Consider the following 20,112-nt stretch of genomic DNA (forward strand, 5'->3'; position numbering starts at 1 on the left):
CGGCAATAAATATACGATATTGTGAGTGATTTAAAAGATTTAACGAGTAAAGCTATGCATTACCTAGGTTATGAAGTATATTAAATAAAAAAGTCGCTATATTTTTATAGCGACTTTAGTTGTTTTATGTATATGCTTTCTAGTAATAAGTATAGCGTCTTACTTTGGCAATATATTTAGATAATCTAATTACCTGATGACTATACCCATATTCATTATCATACCAAACATAAAGGACTGCATTATTACCCTTTGCGTCTACGATTGTTGCATTACTGTCATATATGGATGGTGCAGATGAACCAACTATATCGCTAGAAACTAATTCGTTATCCAGAGAATATTTAATTTGTTCTACAAGACTTCCTTCTAAAGCGTATTTTTTGATAATTGCATTCATACTTTCTTTAGAAGCTTTTTTATCCAAATTAAGATTAAGAATTGCTAAAGATCCGTTAGGTACAGGTACTCTAATGGCATTAGAAGTTAATTTTCCTTCGAAACTAGGTAATGCTTTAGAAACTGCCTTTCCTGCTCCGGTTTCCGTAATCACCATATTTAAAGCTGCAGCGCGACCTCTACGGTACTTGCTGTGCATATTGTCTACTAAATTCTGATCATTTGTATATGCGTGTATTGTTTCTAAATGACCATTTATAACTCCAAAACTTTCGTCTACAGCTTGTAGGATAGGTGTAATAGCATTGGTAGTACAGGATGCTGCAGAAAATATATTTACTTTATCTGGATTGTGTTCTTTATGGTTTACACCATGCACAATATTAGGAATTCCTTTTCCAGGAGCTGTAAGTAAGACTTTGTCAATTCCTTTTGCAATTAAATGTCTGCTTAATGCTTCCTTGTCTCTAAATGCTCCGGTATTGTCTATTAATAATGCACCGTCAATTCCAAAAGAAGTGTAATCTATATCTTCTGGGTTATTGGCGCTAATTATTTTTACCGTGGTACCATTGATGATCAAGGAGCTGTTTGCTATGTCTGTTTCTACTAAACCGGAAAATTCACCATGAACCGAATCATTTCTTAATAAAGAAGCTCTTTTTTCTAAAATTTCTTCTGTGATAGATCCTCTAGTAACAATAGCTCTTAATCTTAATTGACTTCCTTTTCCAGTAATGGTCATTAATTCTCTCGCTACTAAACGTCCAATACGACCAAAACCGTAAAGAACTACGTCCTTAGGAGAAATGTTTTTAAACTTCTTGGCATCCTTTAGTTTGTTCATTACAAAACTAGTTGCCGAATCAAATTCATTACCAGCAAGATGATACTCGTAAGTAAGCTTACCTATGTCTAATTTAGCAGGAGGTAAGTCCATTAATTTAATAGCTTGTGCAATTTCTACAGAGTCAAAAATCGAAATTGGTTTTTGAACAAACTCGCCAGCGTATTCATGTAAATTAAGGATTTCACTTACATTTTTATCAATTAACTGGTTGCGAAAGAGTACTAATTCGATAGAATTGTCGTACCATAAATCGCTTACAGTTTTAATAAACGCCACTGTTGCACGGCGTCTGTCTGCCTGAAAGGCAAGTTCTTTCTCATAAACTTCGTTAGAACTCATAATGTGTTGTGTTTTACAATCTTGAAATTTCGCGCAAAATTATGAATTTCAAACGTTTTCGTAAAGCTTTTTGAATAAAAAAATCCCATTACTTTTTACAAGCAATGGGATCATTGATTTTATATGGTGTTATATCTAATTTTGAAATACAAATTCACGCTTTTCTCCATTTCGATCTATTAGGCTAATTGTAATATCTTCTTCAGGATATTTACTTTCAATGATTTGTTTTACTTGTAAAACATTTTTCACTTTTTTACCATCTATCTCACTAATAATTAATCCTTCTAGGTTGTATCGTTGCATTTTAGGACTTAATGCTTTGCTAATAATAACACCGTGATCAAGATTGAATTTTTCTAAATAACCTTTAATAGGGTTTGTTACTTCTACGCCTACATCTTCAATATTATACTGTTGTATAACATATTTAGATAGTGTTACCGGTACATTTAGTTCTTTTTGCTTTCTTAGTATTTTTACATTGATTACATCGTTAGGGCTCTTACTATTAACATATCCCGTAAGGTCAGCAAATTTGCGTATCTGTAATCCGTCTATTTCTCTGATTACATCTCCTTCTTGAAGACCTGCTTTTTTTGCTCCACTATCCTCTTCAACACTTGCAATCAAAACTCCCTGAGATACTGAGATGCCATAATCCTCCATAGCTTTTGGGTTTATGGTACCTCCTCGAATACCAAGGATACCTTTTTGTACGTCCCCGAACTCAAGGATGTCTTCTACAATTTTACGGGCATTATTAGAGGGGACAGCAAAGGCGTATCCTACATAACTACCTGTTTGTGATGTAATGGCTGTGTTGATTCCAATTAATTCACCTTGGATATTTACTAATGCTCCACCACTGTTTCCAGGGTTAATAGCAGCATCTGTTTGTATAAAAGATTGAATGTTGCCGTCATATTCATTAAGATCTCTTGATTTTGCACTAATGATACCTGCAGTAACCGTTGATGTTAGGTTAAAGGGGTTACCGACTGCTAATACCCATTCTCCAATTTTGGCAGTATTAGAATCTCCAAAAGGTATATATGAAAGCTTTTCGGTAGTGTCAATTTTAAGTAATGCAATGTCAGACTGTGGAGCAGTACCTATTACTTCTGCCTTATAAGATTTATTATTATTTAATGTAACCTCTAAATCTGTAGCACCATTTATAACATGGTTATTTGTTACAATATATCCATCCTCTGTAATGATAACACCAGAGCCAGCTCCTTGTATTCTTCTCTCCTTGGATCCTCCATTTCTGAAGTATTCCATAAGATTTCTTGGGGTTTTCGTAATTCCATATTGTTTTACATGGACCACTGCATTAACAGTTTTTTCTGCAGCTATAGTGAAATCTGCATTTGTATTTACGTTATTTAAATTCGTGGCGTTATATGTTGCTGGAATTAAGGTTGAGTTTGGGGTAGTTTCATATTTAGTGATCATAACAGCATCAGGTTCTAAAAATGCCTTGTATGCTCCTAATGTCATAACACCTGCTAAAATAGCGACAACCAATAAGCTTAAAAATCTTTTCATCTTCTTTTTCGTTTTTCGTTTAATTTGACTAGTACTATATTATAGACTCTTAATAACTATTAAAATTACAACTATAGTATATTTTTTTTTGATATTTAACGCTCTGTTAACAACGATAACATGTTTACTTTCTTTGTACCTTTGCCTTTTATAATTGAATAAGAATAATGAATATTACTTTTTACAAATATCAAGGAACTGGCAACGACTTTGTAATCATTGATAATAGACAATCAATTTTGACCAAAAATAATACCAAACTTTTCGAAAGACTTTGTGATAGGAAATTTGGGATAGGGGCTGACGGATTGATGCTTTTGGAACTACCTGAAAACGATGAAGATGACTTTACTATGGTGTATTTTAATGCAGATGGTAATGAGAGTTCCATGTGTGGTAATGGAGGAAGATGCCTTGTTGCGTTTGCAGCATTTCTTGGAGTTGTAGAAGATAAGGCTACATTTACTGCAATAGATGGAAAGCATAAAGCTGAAATTAAAGATGGTCTTGTTTATTTGCAAATGCAGAATGTTTCAAAGATAGAAAAGTATGATTCTCATCTATTTTTGAATACAGGTTCTCCTCATCATGTGACTATGGTTAATGATTTGATTCATTATGATGTTACTAGTGTTGGACGGGAAATCAGAAATGGTGCGCCGTACTTTGAAACGGGGAGTAATGTTAATTTTGTAGAGAAAGAGGAAGAAGATGTGTTTGCAGTTCGCACATATGAAAGAGGTGTTGAAGATGAAACATTATCTTGCGGGACAGGTGTTACTGCGGTAGCATTGTCCATGTATACTACAAAAATGACTGATAAGGAAGAGGTAAATATTAAAACTCTTGGCGGTGAATTAAAAGTCACTTTTAAACAGACAGATGATGGTTATGAGGATATATTTCTTATTGGCCCAGCGGAACAAGTTTTTAAAGGAGAGATTACATGTTAACACTTAAGGGTGAACATATTTATTTAAGAGCATTAGAGCCTGAAGATCTGGATTTTGTTTATCTAATAGAAAATGATGAACGGATATGGGAGATGAGTACTACGCAAACACCTTATTCGAGGTTTTTGATTAAACAATATTTAGAGAACGCTCATCAGGATATTTATGATGCAAAACAGTTACGACTTGTAATATGTTCTTATGATGAAGCCTCATTAGGACTTATAGATTTGTTTGATTTTAATCCTACCCATAATAGAGCTGGTGTAGGTATTCTTATTGCAGAAGAAGAACATCGAGGTAAAGGGTATGGAAAAGAAGCTTTGACTCTTGTCAAAAATTATGGAAAAACTCATCTTCGCTTACATCAATTATATGCTAATATTGCAGAGGATAACTTAGCAAGTATAAAAATGTTTGAGAAGGAAGGGTTTGAAAAAATAGGAACAAAGAAAGAATGGAACCTTGTGGATGGTAAATACAAGGATGAACTTTTATATCAGCTTATATATGTACATTAAGAAAATATTATTGATAATAGCCTTAATAGGTTTAGTAGTAGGAGGATGGTTTGCGTATTACGTCTACCAGGCAGTTTTTTCTCCAAACACAAATTTTGAAACAGAAACAACTACAATCTATATACCTTCTGGAACTACATTTCCAGAATTAAGAAAAATTTTATATCCATTATTAAAGAATCCCTCAAGTTTTGATAAAATAGCGGATAAAAAAGGATATACTAATAAGGTGAAAGCTGGTAGGTATATCATAAAAAAGGATTTAAATAATAATGAACTGGTGGGTCTGTTAAGAAGTAAAAACCAACCAATTCAGTTAAGTTTTAATAATCAAGAAAGATTAGAGAATTTAGCGGGTAGAGTTGCTCAGCAAATAGAAGCGGACAGTATCTCTTTGATCAAAGCTTTTAAAGAGAGTACTTTTTTTAATGAACATGGTTTTACGATTGATAATGCTTTAGCAATGTATGTTCCTAATAAGTATGAGTTTTTTTGGAACACATCTGCAGAACAGTTTAGAGGCCGTATGTTAAAGGAGTATAAACGATTCTGGAATGATAAAAGAAGAGAAAAAGCTAAGAATATTGGTTTAACGTTAAGTGAAGTGGTGACAGTGGCTTCTATTGTTCAGAAAGAAACAGCTAAAGTAGATGAACGCCCAAGAGTGGCGGGAGTTTATATGAATCGTTATAAAAACGGATGGAAGTTGGATGCAGATCCCACAGTTATTTATGCGCTTAAAAAACATAGGGATGATTGGGATATCGTTATAAAAAGAGTGTTGTATAAGGATCTTGAACTCGATAGTCCGTATAATACATATAAATATAAAACTTTACCACCAGGGCCTATTACTATGCCTGATATTTCTTCTATTGATGCAGTTTTAAACTATGAAAAGCATGACTATTATTTCTTTGTCGCTAATGTGGAAAATTTTGGGTATCATAAATTTGCTAAGACTATAGCTCAGCATGGTAGAAACAAAAAACAGTACGTGGATTGGATCAATAAGCAAGGTATAAATCGATAGAATTTACTGGATGCTTTTGTAGGAAAAAAAAGTTTTTTAATTTCCTTCATGAGGTATTTCGGGTTTACTTATTAACAAAAACCTTTGAAATCCTGTGAATTACTTACTGAAGATGCGATTTAATTTCTATCGACTAAAACTACCAATTTGACGTTTAAATACAGTTTTTAAGACTTTTTGTAGTTTTTTTTAACAATTTTCAACCCTTTTTTAAGTGTAAAATACTGTTTTTCAGTGTTATAATAAATTTAACATCTGATGGATGGAGAGTTAAAATAAAGCCGTATATTTGCACCGCAAAAATTTAAGTAGAGGGGAACGTCTTTTTGATGTCTACTTAGAAATTTTTTATATGATAAAAAGGATAATTGGACTTTTTGTAATTCTTACAATCGGGGGAATCGTTTTAGTAAGTTTTACACCAAAAAATCGCACAGATTTAAGCTCATACAGCACTGCTGGTTTAGATCTCTATTATATCGCTCCTAACTTTAACGAGATAGAAGACGATTTGACAGATAATTTGATTTACCCAGAATTAGGGAAGTCTTATGTTGGTTTTAAAGAAGCTTTGGCTTTTAAAGAATCTCGTGGAGATTATGGAGTTGTAAATCAATTTGGGTATATGGGTAAATATCAGTTTGGTATGAGTACCCTTGCTATGATTGGGATAAAAAACAAAAATACTTTTCTTAATAGTCCTGAACTACAAGAAAGAGCATTTTATGCTAATCTTTCTAGGAATAAATGGATTTTGCGCAGAGATTTGAAATGGTTTGTTGGTAAGCGTATGAATGGTATTGTGATTTCTGAATCAGGAGCATTAGCTGCAGCTCATCTTGCTGGGCCTGGTGCCGTAAAAAAATATTTACGTAGTGGAGGAGTGGATGGCTTTGCAGATGCATTTGGCACAACGATTCGTTATTATATGAAACGTTTTTCCGGATTCGACACATCTTTTGTTGTTCCTAATAGAAAAGCTAAGGCTTAATTTGATTCAATTCTTATTAAAAATCCCTTTGGATAATAAAGATTGTAGGTTTTTTGTGTAATTCTATTTGTTCGTTTTTCCATTCTTCAATAGTCTTAGTTGAAATATATTCAGTGGTTAGTGTAATGTCACTGGCGATACATAATCGGGTATTGGAATTAAGAATAGATACAAGATCTGCAAGCATTTTGTCGTTTCTGTAAGGTGTTTCAATAAAAATTTGCGCTTGATTTTTTTCCAGCGAATTTCTTTCAAGGTTTTTAATAGTAGATTTTCGTTCGTTTTTGTCGATCGGAAGGTATCCGTTAAAACAGAAGTTTTGACCATTCATGCCACTGCTCATCATCGCTAAGAATATGGATGATGGTCCTACTAATGGTGTTACCTGAATCCCTTTTTCATGTGCTAACCTTACAACTTCTGCTCCTGGATCTGCAATTCCAGGGCATCCTGCATCTGATAATAATCCAATAGATTCGCCATTAAGACACGGAGCTAGGTAGTTAGGTATTTCTGATGCATCTGTGTATTTGTTTACAGAATGAATAATGAGAGAGCGTTGAGATTTACTTGGGCTTACTTTTTTTATAAACCTTCTAGCTGGTTTCTCATTTTCTACGATATAATGATTTACTTGTTCTAATACTTTTTTTATAGATATAGGTAGTACTTCCAGAGGTACGTCATCACCTAATCTGGTTGGTATTAAATATAATTTTCCTTTAGGATCTAGGGGTTTGGATTCCATAGTTTATTTGATAACTAAATTAAATGTTTTTCGATTTATGTCCGTACTGATTGATGTTAGGTGTACCTGTTAAATAGGATGAATATGTGTAAAAAATAAAAGTCTTTATCACGGAATGTATATTTAAGTGAGGTTAATTGTTACTAAATATACAAAAACTTTGTTTTTATAGGAAAACCTTATTTATAGCTTTTCTATTATTTGGTCACAAGCACTGTTAAGCATCTGGTATACATCTTCAAAACCTTGTTTTCCTCCGTAGTACGGATCAGGTACATCTATATCTTCATTAAACCCTGGTTGGTTTAAAATAAGATGTACTTTTTTCTTATCATTTTCATTTCGAGCAAGTTTGATGATGTCTTTGTAATTAGATTGATCCATTGGATAGATGAAATCATAGATATCAAAATCACTTAGTTTAAATTGTGCAGCTCTCTGGTTAGTAATATCAATTCCGTGTTTTTTTGCAGTTTCTATAGATCTCTTATCGGGTTTTTGTCCAATATGATAGCTGCTAGTTCCGCATGAATCTACTTGAAATTTTTCTGGATCAAGCTTGGAAGCTAAAATTCCTTCTGCTAATGGAGATCTACAGATGTTTCCAAGGCAAACCATTAAAATTTTAATTTTCATGAAAATTAAAAATTAGAGGGTAAGTTTTTTACCAAGATCCTCCACGTACTTTCTGAATTGTTTATCGGTTGAAGAAAGGTTGTCTACAGTTTTACAGGCGTGTAATACTGTTGCATGATCTCTTTTTCCGATTTGTGTACCAATACTAGCTAATGAGGCTTTGGTTAATTTTTTAGCAAAGAACATAGCTAATTGGCGAGCTTGTACAATATGACGTTTACGTGTTTTGGATTGCAATGTTTCTACATCCATCTGGAAATAATCACTAACTACCTTTTGTATGTAATCAATGGATACTTCTCTTTTGGTGTTTTTAACATAGTTGTCTACAATCGCCTTAGCAAGATCAATAGTGATATCTTTTTTGTTGAAAGAAGAGTGGGCGATTAATGAGATAATAGCTCCTTCTAATTCGCGTATATTGGTTTTGATGTTGTTTGCTAAGAACTCTACAATATCTTCTGGCATTTCTACACCGTCACGATATAGTTTGTTTTTTATGATAGAAATTCTAGTTTCAAAATCAGGTTGATGCAATTCAGCTGATAGTCCCCATTTAAAACGAGAAAGTAATCTTTGTTCTATATCCTGCATGTCTACAGGAGCCTTGTCACTGGTAAGAATTACTTGTTTTCCGTTTTGATGTAAATGGTTAAATATGTGGAAGAATACATCTTGTGTTCCAGCTTTTCCAGATAATAATTGGATGTCATCCACAATAAGTACATCAATAATTTGATAGAAATGGATGAAATCGTTTCTATTATTCTTTTTTACAGATTCTATATATTGCTGAGTGAACTTTTCTGCTGATATATATAAAACTGTCTTTTCAGGGTAATTGTCTTTTATGTTTACTCCAATAGCATGAGCTAGATGAGTTTTTCCTAGTCCTACACCTCCAAATATTAATAAAGGGTTGAAAGAAGTTCCTCCAGGTTTGTTGGCAACAGCCATTCCTGCTGATCGAGCCAGTCTGTTAGAGTCTCCTTCTAGGAAATTTTCAAAATTATAACTTGGATTTAATTGAGATTCAATTTTTACGTTTCTAATCCCCGGAATTACAAATGGATTTTTAAGCTCAGGGTTTTTACTTTTAATAGGCACATCTACTTCTTGAGAGCTTACTGCAGTCCTGTTAGAGCTTGGTATCTTCTCAGTAAATGGTTTTTTGTTTCCATAGGTGTTTTCCATTTTAATGATATATACCAATTTAGCAGTTTCTCCTAATTCTCTTGTAAGAGAGACCTTAAGAAGGTTAACATAGTGCTCTTCTAGCCATTCATAGAAAAATTTACTGGGTACTTGTATACTTAAAGCGCTATCCGTAAGCTTTACAGCTTTAATAGGTTCGAACCAGGTTTTAAAAGCTTGAGGGGTAATATTGTCTTCTATAAAAGACAGGCAATTATCCCAAACTGATTGCGCAGTTATATTCATTAGAGCGGTTAGATTACTTTTATTAGGTTATTAACGGAAAATTGTTGAAAAAGTTCCTTCTTTTTTTGCTTGACAAATATGTGAACAAAAAATGTAAAAAAAAAACGATTTAGGGGTTGAATTTTAATTATTTTTTTCGCATACTTAGATATATGTAATTTTGCATACTTCACGTCTTTTTTAATCAAATACATGTCAATCACTTCTGAAACTTTATTAAAAGTTAGATATTCTGAAACAGATCAAATGGGTGTCGTCCATCACGGCAATTATGCACAATATTTGGAGTTAGCCCGTATTGACTGGTTATCCCGATTAGGTGTTTCTTATAAATCTATGGAAGAAAGCGGTGTTATGCTCCCCGTATTTGCATTAGATTTTAAATTTAAGAAATCTGCCTTCTTTGACGATGAATTAACTGTTAAAACTTTTCTCAAGAAAATTCCTACAGTACGTATAGTTTTTGACTACAAAATTTATAATCAAAATCAAGATTTATTAACAATTGCTTCCTCTACATTGGTTTTTGTTGATGCTCAAAGCAGAAAACCTATTTTATGTCCCTCGTATTTATTAGAAATAATCCAAAAAGAGTTTAATGCTCTAATCGTTTAATATCTATTTCGTACAACGCAGAGAAAAGCTCATTTATTTCATCGGCTATCGTTTTTCTCACAGAAATAAATAATTTACAGTCTAATTCTAGTTTTTGGGCAGTAATACTCAGTTGACGTTCTTTAATAATACGCATTACTTTATTCATGTTTTTATATTCAAAAGTGATGCAAAATTTGATATTAATTGTTTTTTCTATAATATTAGAAGCTTCTAGGGATAATTGCGCAGCAGTTCTATATGCGTTGATTAGGCCTCCAACACCAAGTTTAACACCCCCAAAATACCGAACGACTACAATTAAAATATTTGTTACTTCAAAAGATTGAATTTGGCCATAAATAGGTTGTCCTGCAGAATTAGAAGGTTCTCCGTCGTCATTACTGCGATATCGTATGTTTTCTGTTCCTAATTGCCAAGCATAACACCAATGTCTAGCAGCATGATGTTTCTTTTTTAGAGAGTCAATGATGGGTTTTACATCTTCTTCATTAGTAATTGGAAAAGAATATCCAAAGAATTTGCTGTTTTTATCTTTAAATAAAGCTTCTTCTCCTGGAGTCTCAATAGTTTTATAGGTGTCTGTGATATTCAATGTTTTGTTATTAAATAGAAAAAGTAACTAGCAAGATACTGATTATTGCTAGTATGATTCCAATCCAATTTTTTAGAATTAGTTTTTCTTTGAAAAATAAAATTCCAACAAATGTAGAAACCAGTAAAATAGCTACATTATTAATGATAAATGTAGTAGAGCTATCCATGTTTTCATTTCGCAAAGCCTGAATTAAGAAGTAGATAGAGAAATAATTAGGCACGCCTAAACAAATTCCGGCAATGATGTTTTTAGTGGATATTTTTAATGTTGTTCTTGTAGCTTTGTATACTAATGTTAATGCTCCTAAAATGGCAGCAAAACCAAAAATGGTAGCAGAGAAAATAGGGATATCCATTTTTGAAACATAATTAGTTTCCATAAATTTCAGACTAGTGTCTATGATACCACCTCCAAAGAAGACTAATAAAGGGTAAATTAGATACTCTTTTTTTATAGAAATTCCTCCAACGGTTTTTATTGAAGTCATATATACAGCGATTAATGCGATAATAATCCCAATGATTTTTAGGACTTCGGTACTTTCTTGATACACGATAATTCCAAATATAACTGGTATTGCAACGCTCATTTTACTTGCTACGGCTGCTACAGAAAGTCCATTTTTTTGAGCAGTGATTGCCATAAAATTAAATACCAAAATAAAGATAAACCCTAAAATAATAGTTCCGTAAAACCAGTTAGATTGAGTTATGGAGTATATTTTGATAGGCTCAGTGTAGGCAATTAATCCGCAAACACATGCAGCCACATAATTAACAATAATTGCTTGTAAGATGTCTACATTATATTTCGCAAATAGTTTGAAAGTAATTAAAATCCAACTTGAGGCTACTATACTTAATAAAAGATATGTCAAAATAAATTAGATTTTGCAGTAAATAAATTTGTGATATCCTCAGTTTTTGGGTTGTTATTCCATGTTTTTATGTTTAATTGTTTTGCGGCGTTTGTATTTACCAATGTGTCATCAATAAAAAGTGTTTCTGAAGGATTTAATTGATGATTGTCTATAACAAACTGAAAAATATCAAGATTTGGTTTTCTTAGTTTTACTTCATGCGAAAGGTAAAATGCATCAAAACAAGATTTGAAATCATTGTAAAACGGTATGTTTTCTTTAATCCAATTGATATGTAATTCATTGGTGTTACTCAATAAAATCAATTTGTATTTCTTTTCTAATGCCAGTTTTCGGATAAATTCTAAACGGTTTTTTGGGAAATCTTTTAGAATGGCATTCCAGGTATTCTTTATTTGTTCTATGGTAGTGTTTGGTAATAATTTTTGGTAATGATTGATAAACTCTGTTGTGGTGATATTACCAGTTTCATAGGATTCATTAATAGATTCTAATTCTTTGGTTATAGAAGACAAACCTAATTTAGAGAGTTCTTTTTCTGTTGCTGGTTTATCAAGGTTGATAAAAACATCTCCAAAATCAAAAATAATAGTCTTAATCATTTTGATATATTTTTAAAGTATCTGTCATAATTTTTTCTTCAGAAATCGGTTTCACTTCAAGTATCGGTGCTTTGACTCCTTTTTTGAACGTATTTGTTCCATGAAAAACACGTGCTTCATCCCAAAGATTTGCATCGATAAAAGATTGAATAGTATAGCTGCCACCTTCAATAATTACAGATTGAATTTCATGTTTATGGAGAATATTACAGATCTCATGAACTACATTATTTCCTGAACTAATGGTTTCATATAGTAAGATGTCACTGCTTTGTTTTTTGTGATTAGCAGAGGTGATGACAATCGTTTTTATGGTTTTATCAAGAATTGAAGAATCTTCAGGAGTTTTGTTTGATAAATCAATCAGGATTCTAACAGGATCTGTTCCAGACCAATCTCGTATTGTAAGTTTAGGATTATCTTCTATAACGGTTTTGTTTCCAACTAAAATAGCTTGTTCTTCTGCTCGCCATTTATGGACTAACTGTCTAGAGTATGAGTTGGTAATCCATACAGGTGCTCTTTCTAAAGCTTTTTCGGGAGCAATAAACCCATCAGATGTTTGGGCCCATTTTAGAATGATATATGGTCTGTTTTTATTATGAAAAGTAAAAAACCGTCTATGATGTTTCTGGCTTTCATTTTCTAAAACACCAACAGTAACCTGACACCCTGCATCTTTTAGTTTTTTTATTCCTTTTCCAGCTACTTTGCTATGAGTGTCAATCGTACTAATTACAACATTTGGTATTTTGTGTTTGATGATAAGATCACTACAAGGAGGTGTTTTTCCAAAATGCGAACAAGGCTCTAAAGTGACATACAATGTAGCTTTATTTAAAAGTAATTTGTCTTTTACAGAGTTTATGGCATTTACTTCCGCATGATTACCACCATAAGCACTGGTGTAGCCTTCGCCAATGATACATTGGTTATGAACTATGACGCAGCCAACCATTGGGTTAGGCATTGCACTACCTAAAGCATTTGAGGCAATTTGGATACAACGCCGCATGTATTTTTCGTGTGTACTCACTATGTTATTTAAGGCTTACTTTTTGTTGTTTGTCTATCTTATATGGATACGAAAAACCTCCCAAATGATATTTGATATTACCTTTGTATTGTATATCAAGAGAATCTGTTTGTACCATTTTTAAAACACTACCTAAGAGATTGTTTTTATTTTTATCGTAAATTTTAGACAGAGAAAAAGCTCCTTCTAGAGGAATGGTAAATTCATCTTTTGAAGGAATGTCAAATTCTTTAGAAGATATGACACCTACATCTATGTTATCAACAAAAACATGGATGTCATCAATTGAAAGTTTTCCTTGTAAGTGATTTGGATTGTCAAAAATAGCATCGGCTTTAAGAGTTACATTACGCATACTGACATTTTTAACATCAATGTTCGTAATGTATTTGAACTCTGGTTTTTTAGAAACGGAACAGCTTGTGATCACTGTCAATATTGTTGATAATAATAGAAGCTGCTTCATTGATTACTATGTAGATTTAATGTATATTTCATCTGATTAAAAAGATACGATATTATTAGTTTTTAGATTAACAAAAGTAGTATTTATATATTATAATGAGTACCATAAAAATTCGTTCAGTTGCTCCAGAAGATAATGAGTCTTTGGCACAGGTAATTAGAGATGTTTTAATTGAAATGGGTGTTCCTAAAGTCGGGACTGCTTATGAAGATGAAGCATTGGATAAAATGTATGAAACTTATAATGCTCCGAGAAAAAGATATTATGTTATAGAAGATAATGGAAGAATTATTGGAGGAGCAGGAATAGCACAATTAGAAAAAGAAAGCTCAGAAATCTGTGAACTTCAGAAAATGTATTTTCTTCCTGAGGCAAGAGGAAAAGGATTTGGCTCCCAAATGATGAGTACGTGTTTGAATTTTGCAAGAGAACAGGGATTTACTAAATGTTATTTGGAAACAATGCCATATATGAAAGATGCCAGAAAACTATATGGGAAAGTAGGTTTTACTTCTCTTGACAAACCTTTGGGGGACACAGGGCACTATAGTTGCCAGGCATGGATGATAAAAGAATTGTAAGTTTGAAGATTAAAGACCTTAGAAAAGATTTTATAGATTCTTTGTCAGAATTATATGAGCCAGAAGAAGTGTTATCTTTTTTTTATATACTTTCCGAAAAATTTCTTGGATTGAGGCGAGTTGATGTCGCTTTGGCATTGGAAACAGTAATTAGCAGTCAAGAATTGTCTAAGTTTGAGAATGCTAAAAATCATTTAAAGAAGCAAGATCCAATTCAATATATTACAGGGGATACCGAGTTTTATGGATTATCTTTTAAGGTAAATCAAAATGTCTTAATACCAAGACCAGAAACCGAAGAACTGGTAGATTGGATTATCAAAGATTATCAGCGTAAAGAAGGAGGTCGGAAAATAAAGGTTTTGGACATTGGAACAGGTAGTGGATGTATTGCAATTTCTTTGGCTAAAAATTTACCAGAAATAGATATGTATGCGATTGATGTCTCTAAAGAAGCACTTGAAGTCGCAAAAGAAAATGCGAAGCATAATAAAGTAGCAGTAACGTTTATGTGTGCAGATATACTTCAGTTGGACGCACTTAAAAATAGTTTTGATATTATAATTTCCAATCCTCCATATGTTCGGGAACTTGAAAAGCAAGAAATACATGCTAATGTATTAGAAAACGAACCTCATTTAGCACTTTTTGTGTCAGATCAGGATCCATTGATTTTTTATAGAAAAATAACAAGATTAGCCAAGAAGAGTCTTCTTGCTGATGGTTTGTTGTATTTTGAAATTAATCAATATCTTGGAACCGAAACCAAAGAGATGATCAAAAAACTTGGGTTTAATTCCGTGAGCTTGCGTAAAGATTTGTATAATAATGATCGTATGATCAAGGCTAGTATAATTTAAAATATATACGATTTATGAATAACTTAACCTCGGTTTGTGTCTTTTGCGGAAGCAGTGAAGGAAATGATATTAAAGTAATAGATGAAGCGCTGCTTTTAGGAAAAAAAATGGCTCAACAAGATATTACTTTAGTGTATGGAGCCGCAAAAATTGGTGTTATGGGTAAAGTGGCAGAAGGAGCGCTTACTCATAAAGGAAAAGTAATAGGAGTGATCCCTGAATTTCTTAAGCTAAAAGAAGTAGTTCATTTGGGATTAACGGAATTAGTGACTACGGATAATATGCATCAACGTAAAATGAAAATGCATGAACTCAGTGATGGATTTATTACATTGCCTGGAGGTTTTGGGACTTTAGAGGAGTTGTTTGAGATTATTACATGGTCACAATTAGGATTGCACCAAAAGCCAATAGGTTTATTAAATATTAATGGATTCTATGATGATTTATTGAAGCTGTTGGAGAATATGGTACGTAATGGTTTTCTGAAAACGGATAACTATGAGTTACTGTTGGTAGATGATAATATAGATCGCTTACTGCAGAAAATGATAGCGTTTAAACCAGCTCAAGTACCAAAATGGTTAAAATCTGATAGAACGTAAATATAGAATTTAAGAATAAGACTGATACCAGAAAAACGGATACCAGAACTATGAATATAGAAGAACAAATCAATCAATTAAGACAAGAATTAAGACAGCATAACCATAATTATTATGTACTAGATGCTGCCACAATAAGTGATTATGAGTTTGATATGAAACTCAAAGAACTTCAGGTGTTAGAAGAAAAGCATCCTGAATTCCATGATCCCAATTCACCTACTTTAAGAGTTGGTGGAGAGGTTACTAAGAATTTTGATACTGTGGTGCATGAGCAACGTATGTATTCATTGGATAACTCATATTCTAAAGAAGATTTATTGGATTGGGAAACTAGAATAAAAAAACTAGTTGATGGTGATGTAACTTATACCTGCGAGCTTAAGTATGATGGAGCTTCGATAAGTCTTACTTATGAAAATGGAGAATTACTTCGAGCTGTCACGAGAGGAGACGGAATTCAAGGGGATAATGTAACTACGAATGTAAAAACTATTAACTCTGTACCTCTTAAGTTAAAAGGAGATTACCCTCCAAAATTTGATATCCGTGGTGAAATAGTCTTACCGTATGAAGGTTTTGCAAAAATGAACCAACAAAGGATTGCTGCTGGAGAAGAACCATACGCAAACCCTAGAAATACAGCTTCTGGAAGTTTGAAACTTCAGGATAGCAGTGAGACAGCAAAGCGTCCTTTAGATTGTTTGTTGTATAATCTTGCGGGAGATCGATTAGGAATTTCTTCTCAATATGAAAGCTTGGAAAAAGCAAGACAATGGGGCTTTAAAGTTCCTAGAGAATCTCGTTTAGCTAATTCTATAGAGGAAGTTTTGGAATTTGTTAATTTTTGGGATGAAAAAAGAAGAGAACTCCCTTATGAAACAGATGGAGTAGTAATCAAGGTTAATGATATACAGCAACAAGAAGAACTTGGCTTTACGGCTAAAGCGCCAAGATGGGCAATGGCTTATAAATTTAAAGCAGAACAAGTAACAACTCAGCTTAATGAAATTACGTATCAAGTTGGTAGAACTGGTGCTATTACACCTGTTGCAAATCTAAAACCTGTACAATTAGCAGGAACAACAGTAAAAAGAGCTTCTTTACATAATGCGGATCAGATTGAGAAACTTGATATTAGGATAGAGGATACCGTTTTTGTGGAAAAAGGAGGCGAAATTATCCCAAAGATTATAGGTGTAGACTTTACTAAAAGAGATAAAAGTTCTATTCCTACAGAATATATATCGTCTTGCCCAGAATGTGAAACAGAGTTAATTAGAAAAGAAGGTGAAGCACAGCATTATTGCCCTAATGTTTATGGCTGTCCTCCTCAGATTATTGGTAGAATACAACATTATATTTCGCGTAAAGCTTTAGATATAGAAGGCTTAGGAGGAGAGACGGTTGCGCTGTTAGTAAAGGAAAATTTGATTACCAACTATGCTGATTTATATGACTTGAAAAAAGAACAAGTTATTCCATTAGAGAGGATGGCTGAAAAAAGTGCAGAAAACTTGATAGAAGGAATAGCAAAATCTAAAGAGATTCCTTTTGAGAGAGTATTATTTGGTTTAGGGATCAGATACGTAGGAGAAACTGTAGCAAAAAAACTAGCTAAACATTATAAAACTATAGATGCAATTATAACTGCTACAGAGGAGGAGTTGGTAAATGTAGATGAAATAGGTATTAAGATAGCTCAGAGTGTGCGAGAGTTTTTTGATTCAGAATCTAATAAGGTGTTGGTTAACAGGCTTGTGGCTTATGGAGTTCAGTTACAAGTTTCTGCAGAGAAGTTGGCAAATCAAACCGATACGTTAAAAGGTCAAATATTTGTGGTTTCGGGAGTTTTTGAAAAAGTATCACGAAATGAACTTAAGAAGTTGATAGAGGATAATGGAGGTAAAGTATCCAGTTCCATTTCTTCTAAAACGACGTATGTTGTAGCTGGAGCTAATATGGGACCCAGCAAATTAGAAAAAGCAAATAAATTAGAAGTTACCATTATAAGTGAAGATGATTTTCTTAACTTAATTTAATAATGAAAACAAGAACACTCATAAAAATCTTACTATTAATCACAGGGGGTTTGTGTGTTCTAAGTACTGTGTTGCAAAACCCAGCTATTGAATTATATGCAAAGCCAATGACTGTGCCTTTGTTTTTCATGCTGTATTGGTTTAATGTGGAAAAAGTTGATGTTTTATTTGTAGTTGTTTTATTGCTTTGTTTTTTGGGAGATATATTTCTGCTTATAGGAATAGAAAATGGGTTTAGGTATGTTTTACTTAGTTATACATTATGTTATTTTGTCCTTTTTTATTTTTTGTATAAGAATCATAAGCCTTTAGAGTATAATAGTACTGATACAGTATATGTGGTAACGTTCTTTGTATTTTGGACAATGATAGCTTATGCGATATATGTTGTCACGAATCAAAATATGGGAGATATAAGGCCTTTTGGAATAGCTTATTTAATTATTCTGTATTCTTTATTGATTGGAGCTGTTTTTCAATATATTAATATAAGGTCTCCTAAATCTCTTTGGTTTGCCATTGCAATTTTAAATTTTGTGATCAGTGATGCATGTTTTGCGTTAGATCGATTTTATGTTCCTTCATTGGAGCTTAAGATTATCAATTCTATATATCAATTATTAGCCGTTTTTTTCTTAGTGAAGTTTAAAATTTCGAATTCCAATCCTTTAAAAATAATGAGTTAATGCTTCGTAGCCCCTATACTTTCGTTTATTTGATTGGAATTTAGTATATTAACAAAAGGAAAAGTTGTTTAATATAGAGTGTAAAAGGGGATATTTCCGATTTTTTATACCATCTAAATCTAATGAATGAGGGGAAACTACTAAAATTTATAATTTCTTTTTTGATTGTATTACAGGTGTTAGGATATATATATCGAATTCCTTTTTTAGACACTTTCTGTAAGCCGTTATTATTTTTAGCAATCATTTTACAGTATTTGTGGAGTAGTAAGAAAATAAAATTCTTACATATTCTTGTTCTTTTTGTGTTTTTTGCTTCAGAATTGATTAATTCGATAAGTGATATAGTTACTGTAAAACATAGAATGCTGATTAATATAATTGGATACATTATGTTGTTCTATTTCTTGTATTACAATCATAAATCTTTTAAATATAATAGGAGGGATGTTTTTACTTTAGTATTAGGAAGCTCATTATATACAGTTATATTTTTTATTACATATTCGGTTATTAGGGAGCCGATGAAGGATGTAAGCCTAATAGGGTTTCTTCATTTATCATTACTCTATGTCTTGCTTATTGTTGGGGCAATGCATTATATAAATATCAGATCAGAGAAGTCGTTATGGTTTTTTTTAGCGATGCTAAATTTTTCGTTTAGTGATTTTATTCTATTAATTGATGAGTTTTATCTTCAATCAACAGAATTAAAATTGATTAGGTTGATTTGTGTTCCATTAGCACTTATTTTTTTAATGAATTATATGATTACTAAATATAAATATCTAAAATCCGAAGAGTTTGAAGGGTTTTGAATTGTAAATCAGGATACTATTGAATAAAAGAAAACTAGCATACCAGTTATTGTATATTTCAGGCGCGTTATTGTTGCTAGTGTCTGTTTTTAAGCAAGATTGGTTGATTTATTCTAAAACTTTGGTTGTCAGTGCTGTTTCTTTTTTTTATGTAGTAGAAGTGAAAAAAGTAAATTATTTAGTGTTATTGGCACTACTGTTGATTTTAATAGCGGAAATCTTGTCCGTTATAGATTTCAAAGGGTATTTTAGAGTGATAAACATTCTTGCTTCATTCTATTATTCCTTAAATATGATATTATTATGGAAAAGCCTTCAGAAGGTCAAAATACAGCTTAAGAGAATTTTTACGATACAGTTAGTAATTACAATGGTATTGATTGTATACGTGGTGTATTCTGTAGCTGATATGATTTCTGTAAACATTAGTAATGATCAACTATATCTTAATATCTTAATTGTGTTATTTGTATTGTTTATTGGTTTTTGCTATTATATTTATCTGAATAGCAAAACTGTAGTCAGCTCATCCTTGATGATTGCCGCTTCCTGTTTTCTTATTGTGAATATTGTCACCATACTTAATAAGTTGTATGTTTATTTAGATGTTTTTGTAGTTATAACAAATGTTTTGCAACTCTTTGGTCATTATTTTTTAATTAAGTTTTTTATCGAGCAGAACGATTTAAAACCTGATAGTGTAGAGTTTTTCTGATTTAGTTATTGAATTTTAATATCTTAAGCAGGTGTAAAATTCATAAAACGTTATCAGTGTTGAAAGGTATTAAGGGTACATATTTATTGTTTTATCTCTCTTTTCTGGTTGTTGTGCTTGTAGCAGTGTTTTGCGAAAAGTTAC

The 20,112-nt window shown here is 32.3% G+C and carries 22 protein-coding genes; 12 read left to right on the plus strand and 10 right to left on the minus strand.

Going from position 1 to position 20,112, the window contains the following annotated elements; all coding sequences use genetic code 11:
- Positions 1 to 139: 139 nt before the first annotated feature.
- Both Q0975_RS21470 and Q0975_RS21475 read right to left on the minus strand, forming a co-directional pair.
- Positions 140 to 1,588, minus strand: a complete 1,449-nt coding sequence (locus Q0975_RS21470; RefSeq protein WP_299440465.1) for a glyceraldehyde-3-phosphate dehydrogenase — start codon at positions 1,586 to 1,588, stop codon at positions 140 to 142.
- A gap of 135 nt (positions 1,589 to 1,723) precedes the next feature.
- Entirely contained in the window at positions 1,724 to 3,142 is a 1,419-nt protein-coding gene (locus Q0975_RS21475; RefSeq protein ID WP_299440467.1) for a trypsin-like peptidase domain-containing protein, read from the minus strand.
- Positions 3,143 to 3,309: 167 nt separating this feature from the next.
- Between Q0975_RS21475 and dapF the strand changes: the two genes are divergently transcribed.
- The 4 genes from dapF (at position 3,310) to Q0975_RS21495 (ending at position 6,640) form a co-directional block, all read left to right on the plus strand.
- Entirely contained in the window at positions 3,310 to 4,095 is a 786-nt protein-coding gene (dapF, locus tag Q0975_RS21480) for a diaminopimelate epimerase (protein WP_299440469.1), read from the plus strand.
- The gene (locus Q0975_RS21485; RefSeq protein WP_299440471.1) at positions 4,089 to 4,616 is read left to right on the plus strand and encodes a GNAT family N-acetyltransferase; all 528 of its coding nucleotides are present in this window, start codon (positions 4,089 to 4,091) and stop codon (positions 4,614 to 4,616) included. Before dapF ends, Q0975_RS21485 begins: the two co-directional genes overlap by 7 nt.
- Positions 4,606 to 5,649 (plus strand): endolytic transglycosylase MltG, encoded by a 1,044-nt coding sequence (gene mltG, locus Q0975_RS21490; protein ID WP_299440473.1) that lies wholly within the window; start codon positions 4,606 to 4,608, stop codon positions 5,647 to 5,649. Before Q0975_RS21485 ends, mltG begins: the two co-directional genes overlap by 11 nt.
- Before the next feature lie 352 nt (positions 5,650 to 6,001).
- Positions 6,002 to 6,640, plus strand: a complete 639-nt coding sequence (locus Q0975_RS21495; RefSeq protein WP_299440475.1) for a peptidoglycan-binding protein LysM — start codon at positions 6,002 to 6,004, stop codon at positions 6,638 to 6,640.
- A 16-nt stretch (positions 6,641 to 6,656) separates the two neighbouring features.
- Here the strand turns inward: Q0975_RS21495 and Q0975_RS21500 are convergent, their stop codons facing one another.
- The 3 genes from Q0975_RS21500 to dnaA form a co-directional block, all read right to left on the minus strand.
- Entirely contained in the window at positions 6,657 to 7,388 is a 732-nt protein-coding gene (locus tag Q0975_RS21500; RefSeq protein WP_299440477.1) for an SAM-dependent methyltransferase, read from the minus strand.
- A gap of 183 nt (positions 7,389 to 7,571) precedes the next feature.
- Positions 7,572 to 8,024 carry a low molecular weight protein-tyrosine-phosphatase gene (locus Q0975_RS21505; RefSeq protein WP_299440479.1) on the minus strand — a complete coding sequence of 151 codons (453 nt, stop codon included), beginning with the start codon at positions 8,022 to 8,024 and terminating at the stop codon, positions 7,572 to 7,574.
- A gap of 12 nt (positions 8,025 to 8,036) precedes the next feature.
- A complete protein-coding gene (gene dnaA / locus Q0975_RS21510) occupies positions 8,037 to 9,464 on the minus strand; it encodes a chromosomal replication initiator protein DnaA (RefSeq protein WP_280936656.1) in 1,428 nt (475 codons plus the stop codon).
- Positions 9,465 to 9,656: 192 nt separating this feature from the next.
- Between dnaA and Q0975_RS21515 the strand changes: the two genes are divergently transcribed.
- Entirely contained in the window at positions 9,657 to 10,079 is a 423-nt protein-coding gene (locus tag Q0975_RS21515) for a thioesterase family protein (protein ID WP_299440482.1), read from the plus strand.
- Here the strand turns inward: Q0975_RS21515 and Q0975_RS21520 are convergent.
- From Q0975_RS21520 to Q0975_RS21540, 5 genes are read right to left on the minus strand one after another with little or no spacing between them, the layout of a single operon-like run.
- On the minus strand, positions 10,060 to 10,674 hold the full coding sequence (locus tag Q0975_RS21520) for a YigZ family protein (protein ID WP_299440484.1): 615 nt from the start codon (positions 10,672 to 10,674) through the stop codon (positions 10,060 to 10,062). The two genes, Q0975_RS21515 and Q0975_RS21520, sit on opposite strands and share 20 nt — an antisense overlap.
- A 10-nt stretch (positions 10,675 to 10,684) precedes the next feature.
- Positions 10,685 to 11,554, minus strand: a complete 870-nt coding sequence (locus tag Q0975_RS21525) for an EamA family transporter (RefSeq protein WP_299440486.1) — start codon at positions 11,552 to 11,554, stop codon at positions 10,685 to 10,687.
- Positions 11,551 to 12,159: an HAD family phosphatase gene (locus tag Q0975_RS21530; protein ID WP_299440488.1), complete on the minus strand. Its 609-nt coding sequence runs from the start codon at positions 12,157 to 12,159 to the stop codon at positions 11,551 to 11,553. Before Q0975_RS21530 ends, Q0975_RS21525 begins: the two co-directional genes overlap by 4 nt.
- On the minus strand, positions 12,152 to 13,195 hold the full coding sequence (ribD, locus tag Q0975_RS21535; protein ID WP_299440490.1) for a bifunctional diaminohydroxyphosphoribosylaminopyrimidine deaminase/5-amino-6-(5-phosphoribosylamino)uracil reductase RibD: 1,044 nt from the start codon (positions 13,193 to 13,195) through the stop codon (positions 12,152 to 12,154). The genes Q0975_RS21530 and ribD overlap by 8 nt, the downstream gene beginning before the upstream one ends.
- Before the next feature lie 4 nt (positions 13,196 to 13,199).
- Entirely contained in the window at positions 13,200 to 13,661 is a 462-nt protein-coding gene (locus Q0975_RS21540; RefSeq protein ID WP_299440492.1) for a hypothetical protein, read from the minus strand.
- 95 nt (positions 13,662 to 13,756) lie between these two features.
- Here Q0975_RS21540 and Q0975_RS21545 point away from each other — a divergent pair, with 95 nt between their 5' ends.
- The 7 genes from Q0975_RS21545 (at position 13,757) to Q0975_RS21575 (ending at position 19,968) form a co-directional block, all read left to right on the plus strand.
- On the plus strand, positions 13,757 to 14,242 hold the full coding sequence (locus tag Q0975_RS21545) for a GNAT family N-acetyltransferase (RefSeq protein ID WP_299440494.1): 486 nt from the start codon (positions 13,757 to 13,759) through the stop codon (positions 14,240 to 14,242).
- Positions 14,221 to 15,102 carry a peptide chain release factor N(5)-glutamine methyltransferase gene (gene prmC, locus Q0975_RS21550; protein ID WP_299440496.1) on the plus strand — a complete coding sequence of 294 codons (882 nt, stop codon included), beginning with the start codon at positions 14,221 to 14,223 and terminating at the stop codon, positions 15,100 to 15,102. The genes Q0975_RS21545 and prmC overlap by 22 nt, the downstream gene beginning before the upstream one ends.
- A 14-nt stretch (positions 15,103 to 15,116) precedes the next feature.
- Positions 15,117 to 15,707, plus strand: a complete 591-nt coding sequence (locus Q0975_RS21555) for a TIGR00730 family Rossman fold protein (RefSeq protein WP_299440498.1) — start codon at positions 15,117 to 15,119, stop codon at positions 15,705 to 15,707.
- A 50-nt stretch (positions 15,708 to 15,757) separates the two neighbouring features.
- On the plus strand, positions 15,758 to 17,749 hold the full coding sequence (gene ligA / locus Q0975_RS21560) for an NAD-dependent DNA ligase LigA (protein ID WP_299440500.1): 1,992 nt from the start codon (positions 15,758 to 15,760) through the stop codon (positions 17,747 to 17,749).
- A gap of 2 nt (positions 17,750 to 17,751) precedes the next feature.
- Positions 17,752 to 18,435, plus strand: a complete 684-nt coding sequence (locus tag Q0975_RS21565) for a lysoplasmalogenase family protein (RefSeq protein WP_299440502.1) — start codon at positions 17,752 to 17,754, stop codon at positions 18,433 to 18,435.
- Between the two features lie 161 nt (positions 18,436 to 18,596).
- A complete protein-coding gene (locus Q0975_RS21570) occupies positions 18,597 to 19,253 on the plus strand; it encodes a hypothetical protein (protein WP_299440504.1) in 657 nt (218 codons plus the stop codon).
- A 19-nt stretch (positions 19,254 to 19,272) separates the two neighbouring features.
- Positions 19,273 to 19,968 (plus strand): hypothetical protein, encoded by a 696-nt coding sequence (locus Q0975_RS21575; RefSeq protein WP_299440506.1) that lies wholly within the window; start codon positions 19,273 to 19,275, stop codon positions 19,966 to 19,968.
- Positions 19,969 to 20,112 lie beyond the last annotated feature (144 nt).

Source organism: uncultured Aquimarina sp., from assembly GCF_947500065.1.
In the GTDB taxonomy this organism is placed as follows: domain Bacteria; phylum Bacteroidota; class Bacteroidia; order Flavobacteriales; family Flavobacteriaceae; genus Aquimarina.

Bases quoted from the DNA above. Each gene is read 5' to 3' on its own strand.
- Q0975_RS21470 (WP_299440465.1), bottom strand. From the start codon at position 1,588: ATGAGTTCTAACGAAGTTTATGAGAAAGAACTTGCCTTTCAGGCAGAC.
- Q0975_RS21475 (WP_299440467.1), bottom strand. From the start codon at position 3,142: ATGAAAAGATTTTTAAGCTTATTGGTTGTCGCTATTTTAGCAGGTGTT.
- dapF (WP_299440469.1), top strand. From the start codon at position 3,310: ATGAATATTACTTTTTACAAATATCAAGGAACTGGCAACGACTTTGTA.
- Q0975_RS21485 (WP_299440471.1), top strand. From the start codon at position 4,089: ATGTTAACACTTAAGGGTGAACATATTTATTTAAGAGCATTAGAGCCT.
- mltG (WP_299440473.1), top strand. From the start codon at position 4,606: ATGTACATTAAGAAAATATTATTGATAATAGCCTTAATAGGTTTAGTA.
- Q0975_RS21495 (WP_299440475.1), top strand. From the start codon at position 6,002: ATGATAAAAAGGATAATTGGACTTTTTGTAATTCTTACAATCGGGGGA.
- Q0975_RS21500 (WP_299440477.1), bottom strand. From the start codon at position 7,388: ATGGAATCCAAACCCCTAGATCCTAAAGGAAAATTATATTTAATACCA.
- Q0975_RS21505 (WP_299440479.1), bottom strand. From the start codon at position 8,024: ATGAAAATTAAAATTTTAATGGTTTGCCTTGGAAACATCTGTAGATCT.
- dnaA (WP_280936656.1), bottom strand. From the start codon at position 9,464: ATGAATATAACTGCGCAATCAGTTTGGGATAATTGCCTGTCTTTTATA.
- Q0975_RS21515 (WP_299440482.1), top strand. From the start codon at position 9,657: ATGTCAATCACTTCTGAAACTTTATTAAAAGTTAGATATTCTGAAACA.
- Q0975_RS21530 (WP_299440488.1), bottom strand. From the start codon at position 12,159: ATGATTAAGACTATTATTTTTGATTTTGGAGATGTTTTTATCAACCTT.
- Q0975_RS21540 (WP_299440492.1), bottom strand. From the start codon at position 13,661: ATGAAGCAGCTTCTATTATTATCAACAATATTGACAGTGATCACAAGC.
- Q0975_RS21545 (WP_299440494.1), top strand. From the start codon at position 13,757: ATGAGTACCATAAAAATTCGTTCAGTTGCTCCAGAAGATAATGAGTCT.
- prmC (WP_299440496.1), top strand. From the start codon at position 14,221: ATGGATGATAAAAGAATTGTAAGTTTGAAGATTAAAGACCTTAGAAAA.
- Q0975_RS21555 (WP_299440498.1), top strand. From the start codon at position 15,117: ATGAATAACTTAACCTCGGTTTGTGTCTTTTGCGGAAGCAGTGAAGGA.
- ligA (WP_299440500.1), top strand. From the start codon at position 15,758: ATGAATATAGAAGAACAAATCAATCAATTAAGACAAGAATTAAGACAG.
- Q0975_RS21565 (WP_299440502.1), top strand. From the start codon at position 17,752: ATGAAAACAAGAACACTCATAAAAATCTTACTATTAATCACAGGGGGT.